The organism is Chimaeribacter coloradensis (genome assembly GCF_002858715.1).
Lineage (GTDB): Bacteria > Pseudomonadota > Gammaproteobacteria > Enterobacterales > Enterobacteriaceae > Chimaeribacter > Chimaeribacter coloradensis.
The window spans coordinates 367,422-379,888 of the sequence record NZ_PJZH01000002.1; the positions used below are offsets into that span (position 1 = coordinate 367,422).

11 protein-coding genes and 6 tRNA genes are annotated in these 12,467 nt (G+C 57.8%); 2 read left to right on the top strand and 15 right to left on the bottom strand.

The genetic code is table 11. From position 1 onward, the window contains the following. The first annotated feature begins 192 nt into the window (after positions 1-192). Complete coding sequence (locus CYR32_RS04000) at positions 193-672, top strand: zinc ribbon-containing protein (protein ID WP_101822801.1); 480 nt, start codon at positions 193-195, stop codon at positions 670-672. A 41-nt stretch (positions 673-713) separates the two neighbouring features. On the opposite strand, the gene CYR32_RS04005 is transcribed toward CYR32_RS04000, so the two are convergent. From CYR32_RS04005 to miaB, 9 genes are all read right to left on the bottom strand, one after another. Next, positions 714-1,439 carry an amino acid ABC transporter ATP-binding protein gene (locus tag CYR32_RS04005; RefSeq protein ID WP_101822804.1) on the bottom strand — a complete coding sequence of 242 codons (726 nt, stop codon included), beginning with the start codon at positions 1,437-1,439 and terminating at the stop codon, positions 714-716. After that, positions 1,436-2,113 (bottom strand): glutamate/aspartate ABC transporter permease GltK, encoded by a 678-nt coding sequence (gltK, locus tag CYR32_RS04010; protein WP_101822806.1) that lies wholly within the window; start codon positions 2,111-2,113, stop codon positions 1,436-1,438. Before gltK ends, CYR32_RS04005 begins: the two co-directional genes overlap by 4 nt. Continuing rightward, on the bottom strand, positions 2,113-2,853 hold the full coding sequence (locus CYR32_RS04015) for an amino acid ABC transporter permease (RefSeq protein ID WP_101822808.1): 741 nt from the start codon (positions 2,851-2,853) through the stop codon (positions 2,113-2,115). Before CYR32_RS04015 ends, gltK begins: the two co-directional genes overlap by 1 nt. A gap of 147 nt (positions 2,854-3,000) precedes the next feature. Then, positions 3,001-3,921: an amino acid ABC transporter substrate-binding protein gene (locus CYR32_RS04020; protein WP_101822810.1), complete on the bottom strand. Its 921-nt coding sequence runs from the start codon at positions 3,919-3,921 to the stop codon at positions 3,001-3,003. Between the two features lie 356 nt (positions 3,922-4,277). Next, positions 4,278-5,816 carry an apolipoprotein N-acyltransferase gene (lnt, locus tag CYR32_RS04025; RefSeq protein ID WP_101822812.1) on the bottom strand — a complete coding sequence of 513 codons (1,539 nt, stop codon included), beginning with the start codon at positions 5,814-5,816 and terminating at the stop codon, positions 4,278-4,280. A gap of 7 nt (positions 5,817-5,823) precedes the next feature. Beyond that, positions 5,824-6,708: a CNNM family magnesium/cobalt transport protein CorC gene (gene corC / locus CYR32_RS04030; protein WP_101822814.1), complete on the bottom strand. Its 885-nt coding sequence runs from the start codon at positions 6,706-6,708 to the stop codon at positions 5,824-5,826. A 122-nt stretch (positions 6,709-6,830) separates the two neighbouring features. Continuing rightward, positions 6,831-7,304, bottom strand: coding sequence for an rRNA maturation RNase YbeY (ybeY, locus tag CYR32_RS04035; RefSeq protein WP_101822816.1), 474 nt, complete (start codon positions 7,302-7,304; stop codon positions 6,831-6,833). Next, on the bottom strand, positions 7,301-8,383 hold the full coding sequence (locus CYR32_RS04040; protein WP_175578802.1) for a PhoH family protein: 1,083 nt from the start codon (positions 8,381-8,383) through the stop codon (positions 7,301-7,303). The genes ybeY and CYR32_RS04040 overlap by 4 nt, the downstream gene beginning before the upstream one ends. A gap of 297 nt (positions 8,384-8,680) precedes the next feature. Beyond that, entirely contained in the window at positions 8,681-10,105 is a 1,425-nt protein-coding gene (gene miaB, locus CYR32_RS04045; protein ID WP_101822819.1) for a tRNA (N6-isopentenyl adenosine(37)-C2)-methylthiotransferase MiaB, read from the bottom strand. A gap of 180 nt (positions 10,106-10,285) precedes the next feature. On the opposite strand from miaB, the gene ubiF reads away from it, so the two are divergent. Further along, on the top strand, positions 10,286-11,467 hold the full coding sequence (gene ubiF, locus CYR32_RS04050) for a 3-demethoxyubiquinol 3-hydroxylase (RefSeq protein ID WP_101822821.1): 1,182 nt from the start codon (positions 10,286-10,288) through the stop codon (positions 11,465-11,467). 129 nt (positions 11,468-11,596) lie between these two features. Here the strand turns inward: ubiF and CYR32_RS04055 are convergent. The 6 genes from CYR32_RS04055 to CYR32_RS04080 form a co-directional block, all read right to left on the bottom strand. Further along, positions 11,597-11,671, bottom strand: a tRNA-Gln gene (locus CYR32_RS04055). A gap of 6 nt (positions 11,672-11,677) precedes the next feature. Further along, positions 11,678-11,754, bottom strand: a tRNA-Met gene (locus tag CYR32_RS04060). A gap of 123 nt (positions 11,755-11,877) precedes the next feature. After that, a tRNA-Gln gene (locus CYR32_RS04065) sits at positions 11,878-11,952 on the bottom strand. An 81-nt stretch (positions 11,953-12,033) separates the two neighbouring features. Next, positions 12,034-12,108 (bottom strand) — tRNA-Gln (locus tag CYR32_RS04070). A gap of 24 nt (positions 12,109-12,132) precedes the next feature. Continuing rightward, positions 12,133-12,217, bottom strand: a tRNA-Leu gene (locus tag CYR32_RS04075). An 8-nt stretch (positions 12,218-12,225) separates the two neighbouring features. After that, a tRNA-Met gene (locus CYR32_RS04080) sits at positions 12,226-12,302 on the bottom strand. Positions 12,303-12,467: the final 165 nt, after the last annotated feature.

Genomic DNA, 12,467 nt, shown 5'->3' on the forward strand with positions numbered 1-12,467 from the left:
CGCCCGCAGCGGGCGTATTTCTCCGGGCTGCGGGGTGAATTTTGCGTAAGGTTACGCAAAGCCGGACTATTCCCTAAATCACATCAGTGATTTAGGGCTAAACTCAAAGGGACAGCCTGAAAAAATGGAGCGCCGTAACGGCAGTGCCGGGCGGCAGGCCGTATGACCACATCAGCGCATTGCGAGGATTGTATGAGTAACGTTGCAGACTATTACCGTGAGCTGGTTGCCACCCTGACCGAACGCATCCGGGCCGGCGATCACGACATTGACGCGCTGGTGCGCAGCGCCCAGGCGCGGCTGAAAACTGCCGGTGACCTGACGGATGCGGAAATCCGGCAGGTGACAGTAGCGGTGCGGCGCGATCTGGAAGAGTTCGCCCGCAGCTACCAGGAGCAGGATGACATCACCGACAGCGTGTTTATGCGGGTGATCAAAGAGAGTTTGTGGCAGGAGCTGGCGGATATTACCGACAAAACCCAGCTTGAGTGGCGGGAAGTGTTCAAGGATGTGACGCACCACGGGGTCTACCACAGCGGCGAGGTAGTGGGGCTGGGCAACCTGATCTGCGAAAAATGCCATGCGCCGATGGCGGTCTACACGCCGGAAATTCTGCCGCTCTGCCCGAAATGCGGGCATGACCAGTTTAACCGCCAGCCTTTCCAGCCCTGAGTGCTGACGCAGTGCGCCGCCCACCGGGCGGCGCAGCCCTGTCAGTGCAGGATTTTTGCCAGGAAGTCGCGCGCGCGCTCAGATTGCGGGTTGTTGAAAAACGCGTCTTTCTCACGGTCTTCCACAATTTTCCCCTCATCCATAAAGATGACACGGTTCGCCACTTTGCGGGCAAAGCCCATCTCGTGGGTCACCACCATCATCGTCATCCCTTCCTGGGCCAGTTCTACCATCACATCCAGCACTTCGTTGATCATTTCCGGGTCCAGCGCGGAGGTCGGCTCGTCAAACAGCATCGCGACCGGGTCCATGCACAGGGCGCGGGCAATGGCGACGCGCTGCTGCTGCCCACCGGAGAGCTGGCCGGGGAATTTGTTGGCATGGGCAGACAAGCCCACGCGCTCCAGCAGTTTCAGCCCCTTTTCCCGCGCAGCGGCCTTGTCACGCTTCAGCACTTTAATCTGGGCCAGCGTCAGGTTATCGACGATGGAGAGGTGCGGGAACAGTTCGAAATGCTGGAACACCATGCCCACTTTGGCGCGCAGCTGGGCCAGGTTGGTTTTCCGGTCATTCACCGGGATGCCGTTGACGATAATCTGGCCTTTCTGGATCGGCTCCAGGCCGTTAACGGTTTTAATCAGGGTGGATTTGCCGGAGCCGGAGGGGCCGCATACCACCACAACTTCCCCTTTTTTCACTTCAGTGCTGCACTCCGTTAACACCTGGAAATGCCCATACCACTTGGAAATACTCTTCAGGGAGATCATGAAACGGTCCTTTTCTTCAATACGCTGACCACTAACGAGGCCGCGATGCTAATGACAAAATAAACCAGCCCGGCAAACAGCACCATTTCAACCTGGGTGCCGTCGCGCTCACCAATGGTGGTGGCGGTGCGGAAAAAGTCCGCCAGGCTCAGGACATAGACCAATGAGGTGTCCTGGAACAGCACAATGCCCTGGGTCAGCAGCAGCGGGATCATCGCCCGGAATGCCTGCGGCAGGATCACCAGTTTCATCGACTGCCACGGCGTCATGCCCAGCGCCAGCGCTGCCGCGCCCTGGCCGCGGGCCACGCTGAGGATGCCGGCACGGATAATTTCCGAGTAGTAGGCCGCTTCAAACAGCGAAAACGCCACCATCGCGGAGATCAGGCGGATGTCGGTGTGCGGGGAGAGGCCCAGCCCTTTTTGCAACAGGCCCGGCACCACCAGGTAGAACCACAGCAGCACCATGACCAGCGGCACCGAGCGGAACAGGTTGACATACAGCGTGGCAAACCAGCTGATCACCTTGACGCTCGACAAGCGCATCACCGCCAGCAGCGTGCCCCACAGGATGCCGAACACAATTGCCGTCAGGGTAATTTTGAGCGTGATCGCCAGGCCGTCCAGCAGGTAGGGGAAGCTGGGCGGAATGGAACTCCAGTCAAATTCGTACATTATTTACCTCCCGAATGGCCGGGCAGCCGGACCCTGGCTTCCACCAGACGCATGATCGCCATAATCACCGCATTAATCAGAATGTAAGCCAGTGTAATGGCGGTGAAAGACTCATAGGCGTGGGCTGAGTAGTCGAGCAATTTGCCCGCCTGCGCGGCCATGTCCACCAGTCCGATGGTGGAGGCAATCGCTGAGTTTTTCACCAGGTTCAGCATCTCTGAGGTCATCGGCGGCACAATCACCCGGTAGGCATTCGGCAGCAGCACATAGCGGTAGGTTTGCGGCAGCGTCAGCCCCATCGCCAGCCCGGCCGCCTTCTGGCCGCGCGGCAGGGATTGAATTGCGGCCCGCACCTGCTCACAGACGCGGGCCGCGGTAAACAGCCCGAGGCAGATCATGGAGGAGAGGAAGAACTGGATGTTCGGGTCCAGCTCGGACTTAAACCACATACCGAGATCTTCCGGCAGCAGCTCCGGCACCACCAGATACCAGATGAAAAACTGGACGATCAGCGGCACATTGCGGAACAGCTCAACGTAACAGGTGCCGATGCCGGCGAGCCAGCGGTTCGGCACCGTGCGCAGAATACCGAACAGGGAGCCCACACAAAACGCGATAATCCAGGCACAAAATGAGAGGGCGACCGTGACCTGAAAACCGGACCAGATCCAGCCAAGGTAGGTGGTGTTACCAAACGGGGCCTCTTGCAGAAAAATGCCCCAGTTCCAGTTTATTGACATAAACAACTCCATACAACGGGTGGCGCAGACCCGGGAGAAAGCGCCCGCAGGCGCGGCACACCATGAAAAAAGCGGGGTGGGGAACGGCCACCCCGCTTCCTGTCTGTCCTGGCGTGTTGCCGTTATCCGGGCAGGGATGCCCGGCGATTACGGCTTATCGTTAGGTGCCTTGAACAGGGCTTTCATGTCATCTGACAATGCAAAATTCATGTTGAGGTTTTTCGGCGGAATCGGCTTCTGGAACCAGTTCTCATACCATTTCGCGGCTTCACCGGAGGTCTGGGCCTGGGCGATGGTGTCATCCATCAGCTTCTTAAAGGCCGCGTCGCCTCTCGGCAACATGCAGCCGTAAGCCTCGTGGGACTGCGGCGTGCCGACAATCTCCCACTGATCCGGTTTTTTCGCCTTGGCGCGTTCGCCGGCCAGCAGGGCATCATCCATCATAAAGGCCACGGCACGGCCGCTCTCCAGGGTACGGAAGGAGTCCCCGTGATCCTTGGCGCTGATGATACGCATCTCCATCTTCTTCTCTTCATTGAGCTTGTTCAGCAGCACTTCAGAGGTGGTACCCGAGGTCACGACCACAGTCTTGCCTTTCAGGTCCGGGAAGTCTTTGACCGGTGAGCCTTTTTTCACCAGCAGGCGGGTGCCGACCACAAAGATGCTGTTGGAGAACGCCGCCTGTTGCTGGCGCTCCGCATTATTGGTGGTGGAGCCGCATTCGAAATCAAAGGTGCCGTTTTGCAGCAGGGGAATACGGTTCTGCGAGGTGATCGGCAGCAGTTTTACCTTCAGGTCCGGGGCGTTCAGCTGTTTCTTGATCGCCTCGACAATCAGGTTGGAGTAGTCCTGCGAGTAACCCACGACTTTCTGGGTGTTGTCGTAATAGGAGAACGGCACCGAAGATTCACGGTGGCCCACCACGATCACGCCGTTTTGTTTGATTTTTTGCAACGTGTCCGGGGTGGTCTGGCTGCCTGCCGCAGCCGCGGTGGGCTGGGCCGCGTGGGCGGCCCCGGTGGCAATGCCGGCGAGCAGCAGCGATAACGCCAGTTTGCGCATTTGCATGGTCCTACTCCTTGCTGTTGTTGTGATTCTGACGCGAAACGCCGAAATCAAAAAGAGACCGCACCAGGATGCGGAAAGAGGCCCGGAGGCCTGTCTGAACATAGCTGAATGTAAATATATTGATACCAGAACGTTTCTTTTTTGCGACCAACGCCGCACCAAATAAAGGCAAAAAATGTGCCCTGCACGTTTGTTGTGCATTGGATGCGCAAAGGCGGTGCGGTTTATCGCGAAATGCCCGGGTGGGTTACGTTTTCAGCTAAATCCCAGCAATATCAAGCAAGAGCTGTGCCAGAAAATGCATAAAAAGAAAAAGCCGGGAGAGATCTCCCAGCTTTAAAGAAGGGTGGAGCGGATCAGGCTGCGCGCGGACGGCGCAGAGAGACGATAAGGGCAATGCCTCCGGTCAGCAGCGTAATAATCCACAGCGGCAGGGAGCCGAGGCGGGCATAAGGCGTCAGCCCGGTAGTCGGCGTTACCTGCACATCCAGCACCTGACGGGTGAACTGCGGGATCTGCTTAATCACGTCACCTTTGGCATCCACCGCTGCGGTGATGCCGTTATTGGTGCTGCGCAGCAGCGGGCGGCCCAGCTCCAGAGCGCGCATACGGGCCATCTGGAAATGCTGCCACGGGCCGATAGAGTGGCCGAACCAGGCGTCATTAGAGATGGTCAGCAAGAAGTCAGTATCCGGCCGGAGGTTCGCCCGCACCTGTTCACCCAGCACAATCTCATAGCAGATGGCCGCTGTAAGATTAAGCCCGGCGGCATGCAGCGGCGGCTGCACATAGCCGCCGCGGCTAAATGAGGACATCGGCAGATCGAAGAACGGGGCCAGCGGGCGCAACAGGCTTTCCAGCGGCACAAATTCGCCGAACGGCACCAGATGGTGCTTGTTATAGCGGTCCTGGTTCAGGTAGTGGTAGGGGGCCTGTTCACCCAGCACAATCACGCTGTTGTAGTAGTCATACCCCTGCTGGGTCTGGCGTGCGTCCACAATGCCGGTGATCAGGCTGCTGTGGTGCGCGCGCATCAGGTCATCCATCATGCCGAGGAAAGGTTGCTGATCGCGCTCAATGTCCGGAATCGCAGACTCAGGCCAGATGATCAGCGAGGCTTTACCGGCATAAGGGCGGCTCTCGTCCAGGTAGATTTGCAGCGTCTGTTCCAGGACTTTTGGATCCCATTTCATCGACTGCGGAATATTGCCCTGAACCATCGCCACATTGACGGCGTTTTGCGGCTGCGGCGTAAACCAGGTGAGCTGGCGCAGCGGCCACGGCAGCAGCAACATCGCCAGGGCAACCAGGGCCGGCACCACCTTGCGCTGCCGCAGCGCATAGACCAGCAGCCCGCTCAGTGACATCAGGATAAAGGTAATGGTGTCAACGCCCAGCAGCGGCGCGATACCCTTCAGCGGGCCGTCAATCTGGCTGTAACCGAATTGCAGCCACGGGAAGCCGGTCAGCACCCAGCCGCGCAGGAACTCGGTGACCTGCCAGAGCGCCGGGGCCGCCAGCGCTACCCGCCACAGGGAGAGGCGCGGCCAGAGCCGCGTCAGTACCCCGGCGAACAGCATGGTGTAGAGCGAAAGGTAGGCCGCCAGCAGCACCACCAGGAACAGGTTCACCGGCTCCGGCATGCCGCCAAACTGGGCGATACTGACATAAACCCAGTTGACCCCGCTGCCGAACAGCCCCAGCCCCCAGAAGAAGCCCACCCAGGCAGACTGGCCGGCAGTGCGGTTAAGCGTCAGCGCCTGAAGGCCGCATAACGACACAATCGCCGCAGGCCAGAAGTCATAAGGGGAGAACGCCAGGGTGCCGCAGGCACCCAACAAGAGCGCCAGCGGCAGGCGTAGCCGCTGGCGTTGCAGAAGCAGGGCAGGGGTCATGGATCGTTTATTCTTCCAGTTCCAGTGTAGGTTGCGGTGCGTCATCCGGAATTTTGACATGGACCTGGATAATACGTCGGCTATCTGCCATCGCAACTTTAAATACGTAACCGTCAATTTCGATGGTTTCACCCCGGGCCGGCAGGTGACCAAACGCCTGCATCACCAGGCCGCCGATGGTGTCGACCTCTTCATCACTGTAATGGGTCTGGAACACCTCATTGAAGTCTTCAATCGGCGTCAGCGCCCGCACGGTATAGGTGTGGCGGCTGAGCTGGCGGACGTCACGATCTTCTTCATCGTCATACTCGTCCTCGATTTCACCCACAATCAGCTCCAGAATATCCTCGATGGTAACCAGGCCGGACACGCCGCCAAACTCATCAATGACAATCGCCATGTGGTAGCGCTGGGAGCGGAACTCCTTCAGCATCCGGTCGACCCGTTTGCTTTCCGGCACCACCACCGCAGGGCGCAGCACTTTGTCGATGCTGAACGGCTCAGACGTGGTGCGCATAAACGGCAGCAGGTCTTTGGCCATCAGGATGCCTTCAATATGATCCTTGTCTTCGCTGATCACCGGGAAGCGGGAGTGGGCGGATTCGATAATCACATCCAGGCACTCTTCCAGCGGCTGGTTCCGCTTCAGCGTCACCATCTGCGAGCGCGGGATCATGATGTCACGCACACGCTGATCGGCGATATCCATCACGCCTTCCAGCATGTCACGGGTATCGGGATCAATCAGGTCATTCTGTTCGGAGTCGCGGATCAGCTCGACCAGATCGCCACGGTTTTTAGGCTCACCGTGGAACAGTTGGCTGAGGATAAGGGAGAAAAAGCCCTTCTTGGGACTGGGGCTGTCATTACTTTGTGAATGGTCGTCGCTCATGGCGGTCTGGTTAAAATTACTCGTATTGGGAGGAATGGATAGTATCAGTGATGCTGCGGCATTTGTCGCGGCCTTCCCTTCGGGCAAGGCCACAGAAAATTACCGCAGATCATCAGCTAACGTCAGAGGTCATCTTTCTCAGAAAGATAAGGGTCAGGATAACCCATCCCCTGCATGATGTCTGTTTCCAAAGATTCCATCTCTTCGGCTTCTTCGTCAACAATATGATCGTACCCTAGCAGATGGAGGCTGCCGTGAACAACCATATGTGCCCAGTGGGCCATCAGGGGTTTGCCTTGTTCACCGGCTTCGCGCTCCACCACCTGACGGCAGATGATCAAATCACCCAGCAGCGGCATCTCCATGCCCGGCGGGGCTTCAAACGGGAACGACAGCACGTTGGTCGGCTTGTCCATGCCGCGGTAAGTGAGATTCAGATCATGGCTTTCGGCTTCGTCCACCAGACGGATCGTCACTTCTGACTCTTCCTGGAACTGCGGCAGTACATGATCCAGCCAGCGCTGGAAGTCCGCCTCGGACGGCAGCCCGGACGGCGCTTCACAGGCGATCTGCAAATCAAGGATCACGTTACTCACGGTGCCTCCTGTGGGGCAGAGGCGGCCTGTTGCAGGGCCTCGCGTTTACGTTGCTCTGCCACGGCGTCTTTGCGCTTCTGCTCTTCCGCTTCCCAGGCCTCATAGGCCACGACGATGCGGGCCACCACCGGGTGACGCACCACGTCTTCACTGTGGAAGAAGTTAAAGCTGATCTCGTCGACGCCCGACAGCACTTCAATGGCGTGGCGCAGGCCGGATTTCTGGTTACGCGGCAGGTCAATCTGCGTGACGTCACCGGTAATCACCGCCTTGGAGTTGAAGCCGATACGGGTCAGGAACATCTTCATCTGCTCGATGGTGGTGTTCTGGCTCTCATCCAGGATGATAAACGCGTCATTCAGGGTGCGGCCGCGCATGTAGGCCAGCGGGGCCACCTCAATCACGTTGCGTTCAATCAGCTTCTCTACCCGCTCAAAGCCCAGCATTTCAAACAGCGCGTCATACAGCGGGCGCAGGTATGGGTCAACTTTCTGGCTGAGGTCACCCGGCAGGAAGCCGAGCTTCTCACCCGCTTCCACCGCCGGGCGGGTCAGCATAATGCGGCGGACTTCCTGGCGCTCCAGGGCATCTACCGCGGTCGCGACGGCCAGGTAGGTCTTCCCGGTACCGGCCGGGCCGATGCCGAAGGTGATGTCATGGTCAAGAATATTGGCGATGTACTGCGCCTGGTTAGGCGTGCGGGGCTTGACCGTGCCGCGCTTGGTGCGGATGGTGACTGCCTTGCCATAGTCGGGCACGCTTTCGGCCGACTGTTCGAGCACGTGGCTCTCTTTAATGGCTAAATGGATCTGTTCCGGATCGATATCGGCGATCTCACCGCGAAGCGGCGCCGTGTCTACATAGAGATGGCGCAGAATGTCGGCGGCAGCCTTTACAATCAGGCTCTTGCCGACCAGCTTAAAGTGGTTGTCGCGGCGGTTAATCTCAATACCTAACCGGCGTTCAAGGTGTTTGATATTGTCATCAAACGGCCCGCACAGGCTCAGTAAGCGCTGGTTGTCGGCGGGTTCTAGCAGGATTTCGTGAGTCTCGACGTTCAAACTGTTCCTCTGGGTCACATAGGGCCTGTTGAGAGCGATAAGATAGACGTTGTCGTCATCAAACGTTGACGTAACGGTGCTGTTCGTCATGGCACCTGGCCGTAAAAGGGCGGCATACCGTAAGCATACATGCGATTGTCCGCTTCTTCCTCTTTATGGCAAGCGCTGCAGCGTACCCGGAATAGGAATATGCGGCCCAAATCGAAAAATTAAATGGCCGTATGCAAGATAGTTTCATCGCTGGGGAAGAGGCATCAGCTAACGGTTTAAAAACAAAGGGCGCCTCAGCGCCCTGTAGAGTAAAAAAGCAGCGGATCAGGGCTGGTAGAGGCCGACACCCAGTGCATTTTCCTTGCGGGTGCGGGCAATGACCGCTGATGGGGATTCGTGGGTACGCAGGTCCATCTGTGCTTCGGTGCGTACCACCACGCCGCGCAGTGAGTTGGCATAGACATCGACAATCTCGACGTCAACGAATTTACCGATCATATCCGGGGTGCCTTCAAAGTTAACGACCCGGTTATTCTCTGTGCGGCCGGTCAGCTCCATAATGCTTTTGCGCGACGTGCCCTCGACCAGAATACGCTGCACGGTGCCGACCATCTGGCGGCTGAACTGCATCACCTGTTGGTTGATGCGATCCTGCAAAATGTAGAGGCGCTGCTTTTTCTCTTCGTCGCTGACGTCATCCACCATATCTGCCGCCGGGGTGCCGGGGCGGGCGGAGTAGATAAAGCTGTAGCTCATATCAAAATTGATTTCAGCAATCAGCTTCATGGTCTGCTCAAAGTCAGCCTGCGTCTCACCCGGGAAACCAACGATAAAGTCGGAACTGAGGTGGATGTCCGGCCGCGCCTGGCGCAGTTTGCGGATGGTTGCTTTATATTCCAGGACGGTGTGCGCGCGCTTCATCATCATCAGCACCCGGTCAGAGCCGCTCTGTACCGGCAGATGCAGGAAGCTGGCCAGCTCCGGGGTGTCACGGTAGACCTCAATGATGTCATCGGTGAATTCGATCGGGTGGCTGGTGGTAAAACGCAGCCGGTCGATGCCGTCAATTGCGGCGACCAGGCGCAGTAATTCAGCAAAGCTGCAGACGGAGCCGTCATAATTCAGCCCGCGGTAGGCATTGACGTTCTGCCCCAGCAGGTTGACCTCACGCACGCCCTGGGCCGCCAGCTGGGCCACTTCGAACAGCACGTCGTCACTCGGGCGGCTCACCTCTTCGCCACGGGTGTAAGGCACCACACAGAAGCTGCAATATTTGTTGCACCCTTCCATGATGGAGACAAACGCGGTGGGGCCGTCGGCACGCGGTTCCGGCAGGCGGTCAAATTTTTCAATTTCCGGGAAGCTGATGTCCACGATCGGGCTGCGGGTGCTGCTCACATGGTTAATCATCTCCGGCAGGCGGTGCAGGGTCTGCGGGCCGAAAACGATGTCAACGCAGCGCGCACGCTGGCGGAGCAGTTCCCCCTCCTGCGAGGCCACGCAGCCGCCCACGCCGATAATCAGGTCTGGATTGGCTTCTTTCAGCAATTTCCAGCGGCCGAGAAGGTTGAAGACTTTTTCCTGCGCCTTTTCACGGATGGAACAGGTATTCAGCAGCAGAAGATCGGCCTCTTCGGCGTTCTCTGTCAGCTCATAACCATGAGTGCTTCCCAACAGGTCAGCCATCTTGGATGAATCGTACTCATTCATCTGACAGCCCCAGGTTTTTATATGCAGTTTTTTTGTCATTGACGTGCCATTACTCAATGCAGAAGAAAAAGCTTCAAAATAAGCTCGGTGTGCAGGGCGCATAGTGTAAACGCTCGCTGCGGTGGTGACCAGTGGGGGAAAACCGCCTTGCGCCTGATGCTAACAGAAAATTCCGGTACACTTCGTCCAGACGCGATCACAAACGGGTAGTTGGCCTTTATGAATAATTCAGATAAGCATTCAGACATTGCGGTTGTCGGCGGCGGCATGGTCGGCGCGGCAGCCGCGCTCGGGCTGGCAGGGCAAGGTTTTACCGTGGCCCTGCTGGAGCACGCCGCACCGCCTGAGTTTGACCCGCAACGCGCGCCCGATCTGCGAATCTCTGCGCTGGGCTGCACCTCTGTTGAGCTGCTGACCCGGCTCGGTGCCTGGCAGGGGGTTGAACAGATGCGCCGCGCCCCGTACCGCCGGTTAGAGACCTGGGAGATGCCCGGCTCGGAAGTGATGTTTGATGCGGCGGCGCTCGGCCTGCCGGAGCTGGGCTATATGGTGGAAAACCCGGTGCTGCAACGGGCGCTCTGGCAGCAGGTTGAGCAGCAGCCGGCTATCCGGTTGCATTGCCCGGCGGTGCTGAAAAATATGACGCACACGCCGCAGGGCTGGAGCCTGACGCTTCAGGATGGGCAGACGCTGACAACGCAACTGGTCATCGGGGCTGATGGTGCCAATTCACAGGTACGTCAACTGGCGGGGATCGGTATTAATGGCTGGCAGTACCGCCAGTCCTGCATGTTGATCAGTGTGAAAACTGACACGCCGGATCAGGACGTCACCTGGCAGCAATTTTTCCCCAGCGGCCCGCGTGCCTTTCTGCCGCTGTTCGGCCACTACGCGTCGCTGGTCTGGTATGACAGCCCGGCCCGCATCCGTTATTTACAGTCATTGCCGATGGCCCAGCTCAGCCGCGAGATTGAACAGGCATTCCCGGCCCGGGTGGGGCCCGTCACTGCGCTGGCGGCCGGTGCCTTCCCGCTGGTACGCCGCCATGCGCAGCACTATGTCCGGCCCGGTGTGGCATTAATTGGCGATGCAGCGCACACCATTAACCCGCTGGCCGGGCAGGGCGTCAATCTGGGTTACCGGGATGTGGACGCCCTGATTGAGGTGCTGGCCGCCGCCCGTGAGCGCGGGGAGGCGTGGGCAAGCCAGGAGGTGTTGATGCGTTATCAGCGCCGCCGCAAACCCGATAACCTGATGATGCAGAGCGGTATGGATCTGTTCTATACCGCGTTCAGTAACGACCTGGCACCGGTACGGATGCTGCGCAATGCTGCGCTGATGGTGGCGCAGCGTGGCGGCAACCTGAAAGTGCGTGCGTTACGTTATGCATTAGGGCTGTAAGTAGGGCAGGCCGGGCAGACCACCCGGCCTGGATTCCGGCGGCCGGGCCATGTGCGGATACAGAGGTTGCTGATAAGGCCAAACGGCAGAAAAGCAAAAAGCCCGCCTGAGCGAGCTTTTTACTTTTTTTGGCTGGGGTACCAGGATTCGAACCTGGGAATGCCGGAATCAGAATCCGGTGCCTTACCGCTTGGCGATACCCCAATAATTTGGTGGCTACGACGGGAATCGAACCTGTGACCCCAGCATTATGAGTGCTGTGCTCTAACCAGCTGAGCTACGTAGCCAAATTGTATTGCGATGTTTCGTTCTGCGTTGATAGTGCCTGACAGGTAACAGTGATTAACAACTACCTATTAGATAACAACGACTTAATATTGCATAACTGCGTGTCGATTGCAAGTGTTGTTTGGCTGGGGTACCTGGATTCGAACCAGGGAATGCCGGTATCAAAAACCGGTGCCTTACCGCTTGGCGATACCCCAACGGGAATCAACAACACAAACTCTCTTTCTTAACACCAACACGTTCTTCTTTCGAAGAGCTGTTCTTTCCGCAGAAAAAACTGGCTGGGGTACCTGGATTCGAACCAGGGAATGCCGGTATCAAAAACCGGTGCCTTACCGCTTGGCGATACCCCATCCGTTACAACGCCTGGATAGAAATGGTGCGGGAGGCGAGACTTGAACTCGCACACCTTGCGGCGCCAGAACCTAAATCTGGTGCGTCTACCAATTTCGCCACTCCCGCAAAAAAGATGGTGGCTACGACGGGATTCGAACCTGTGACCCCAGCATTATGAGTGCTGTGCTCTAACCAGCTGAGCTACGTAGCCATCTTTTTTCGCGTTACCTTCGTCGGCGTTGCGGGGCGCATTATGCGGATATGACCGAAGTGCGTCAACAAGTTTTTTACCGAAAAAAGGGCCCTCTGTGACTGTTTGTCTGGCTTATGAACAGTCTGCGGAGAAAATCGGCAAAAAGTGTCATTTATCACGCAA

Excerpts from the sequence above, each read along its gene's own strand:
- CYR32_RS04000 (WP_101822801.1), top strand. The coding sequence starts at position 193 with ATGAGTAACGTTGCAGACTATTACCGTGAGCTGGTTGCCACCCTGACC.
- CYR32_RS04005 (WP_101822804.1), bottom strand. The coding sequence starts at position 1,439 with ATGATCTCCCTGAAGAGTATTTCCAAGTGGTATGGGCATTTCCAGGTG.
- gltK (WP_101822806.1), bottom strand. The coding sequence starts at position 2,113 with ATGTACGAATTTGACTGGAGTTCCATTCCGCCCAGCTTCCCCTACCTG.
- CYR32_RS04015 (WP_101822808.1), bottom strand. The coding sequence starts at position 2,853 with ATGTCAATAAACTGGAACTGGGGCATTTTTCTGCAAGAGGCCCCGTTT.
- CYR32_RS04020 (WP_101822810.1), bottom strand. The coding sequence starts at position 3,921 with ATGCAAATGCGCAAACTGGCGTTATCGCTGCTGCTCGCCGGCATTGCC.
- lnt (WP_101822812.1), bottom strand. The coding sequence starts at position 5,816 with ATGACCCCTGCCCTGCTTCTGCAACGCCAGCGGCTACGCCTGCCGCTG.
- corC (WP_101822814.1), bottom strand. The coding sequence starts at position 6,708 with ATGAGCGACGACCATTCACAAAGTAATGACAGCCCCAGTCCCAAGAAG.
- miaB (WP_101822819.1), bottom strand. The coding sequence starts at position 10,105 with ATGACAAAAAAACTGCATATAAAAACCTGGGGCTGTCAGATGAATGAG.
- ubiF (WP_101822821.1), top strand. The coding sequence starts at position 10,286 with ATGAATAATTCAGATAAGCATTCAGACATTGCGGTTGTCGGCGGCGGC.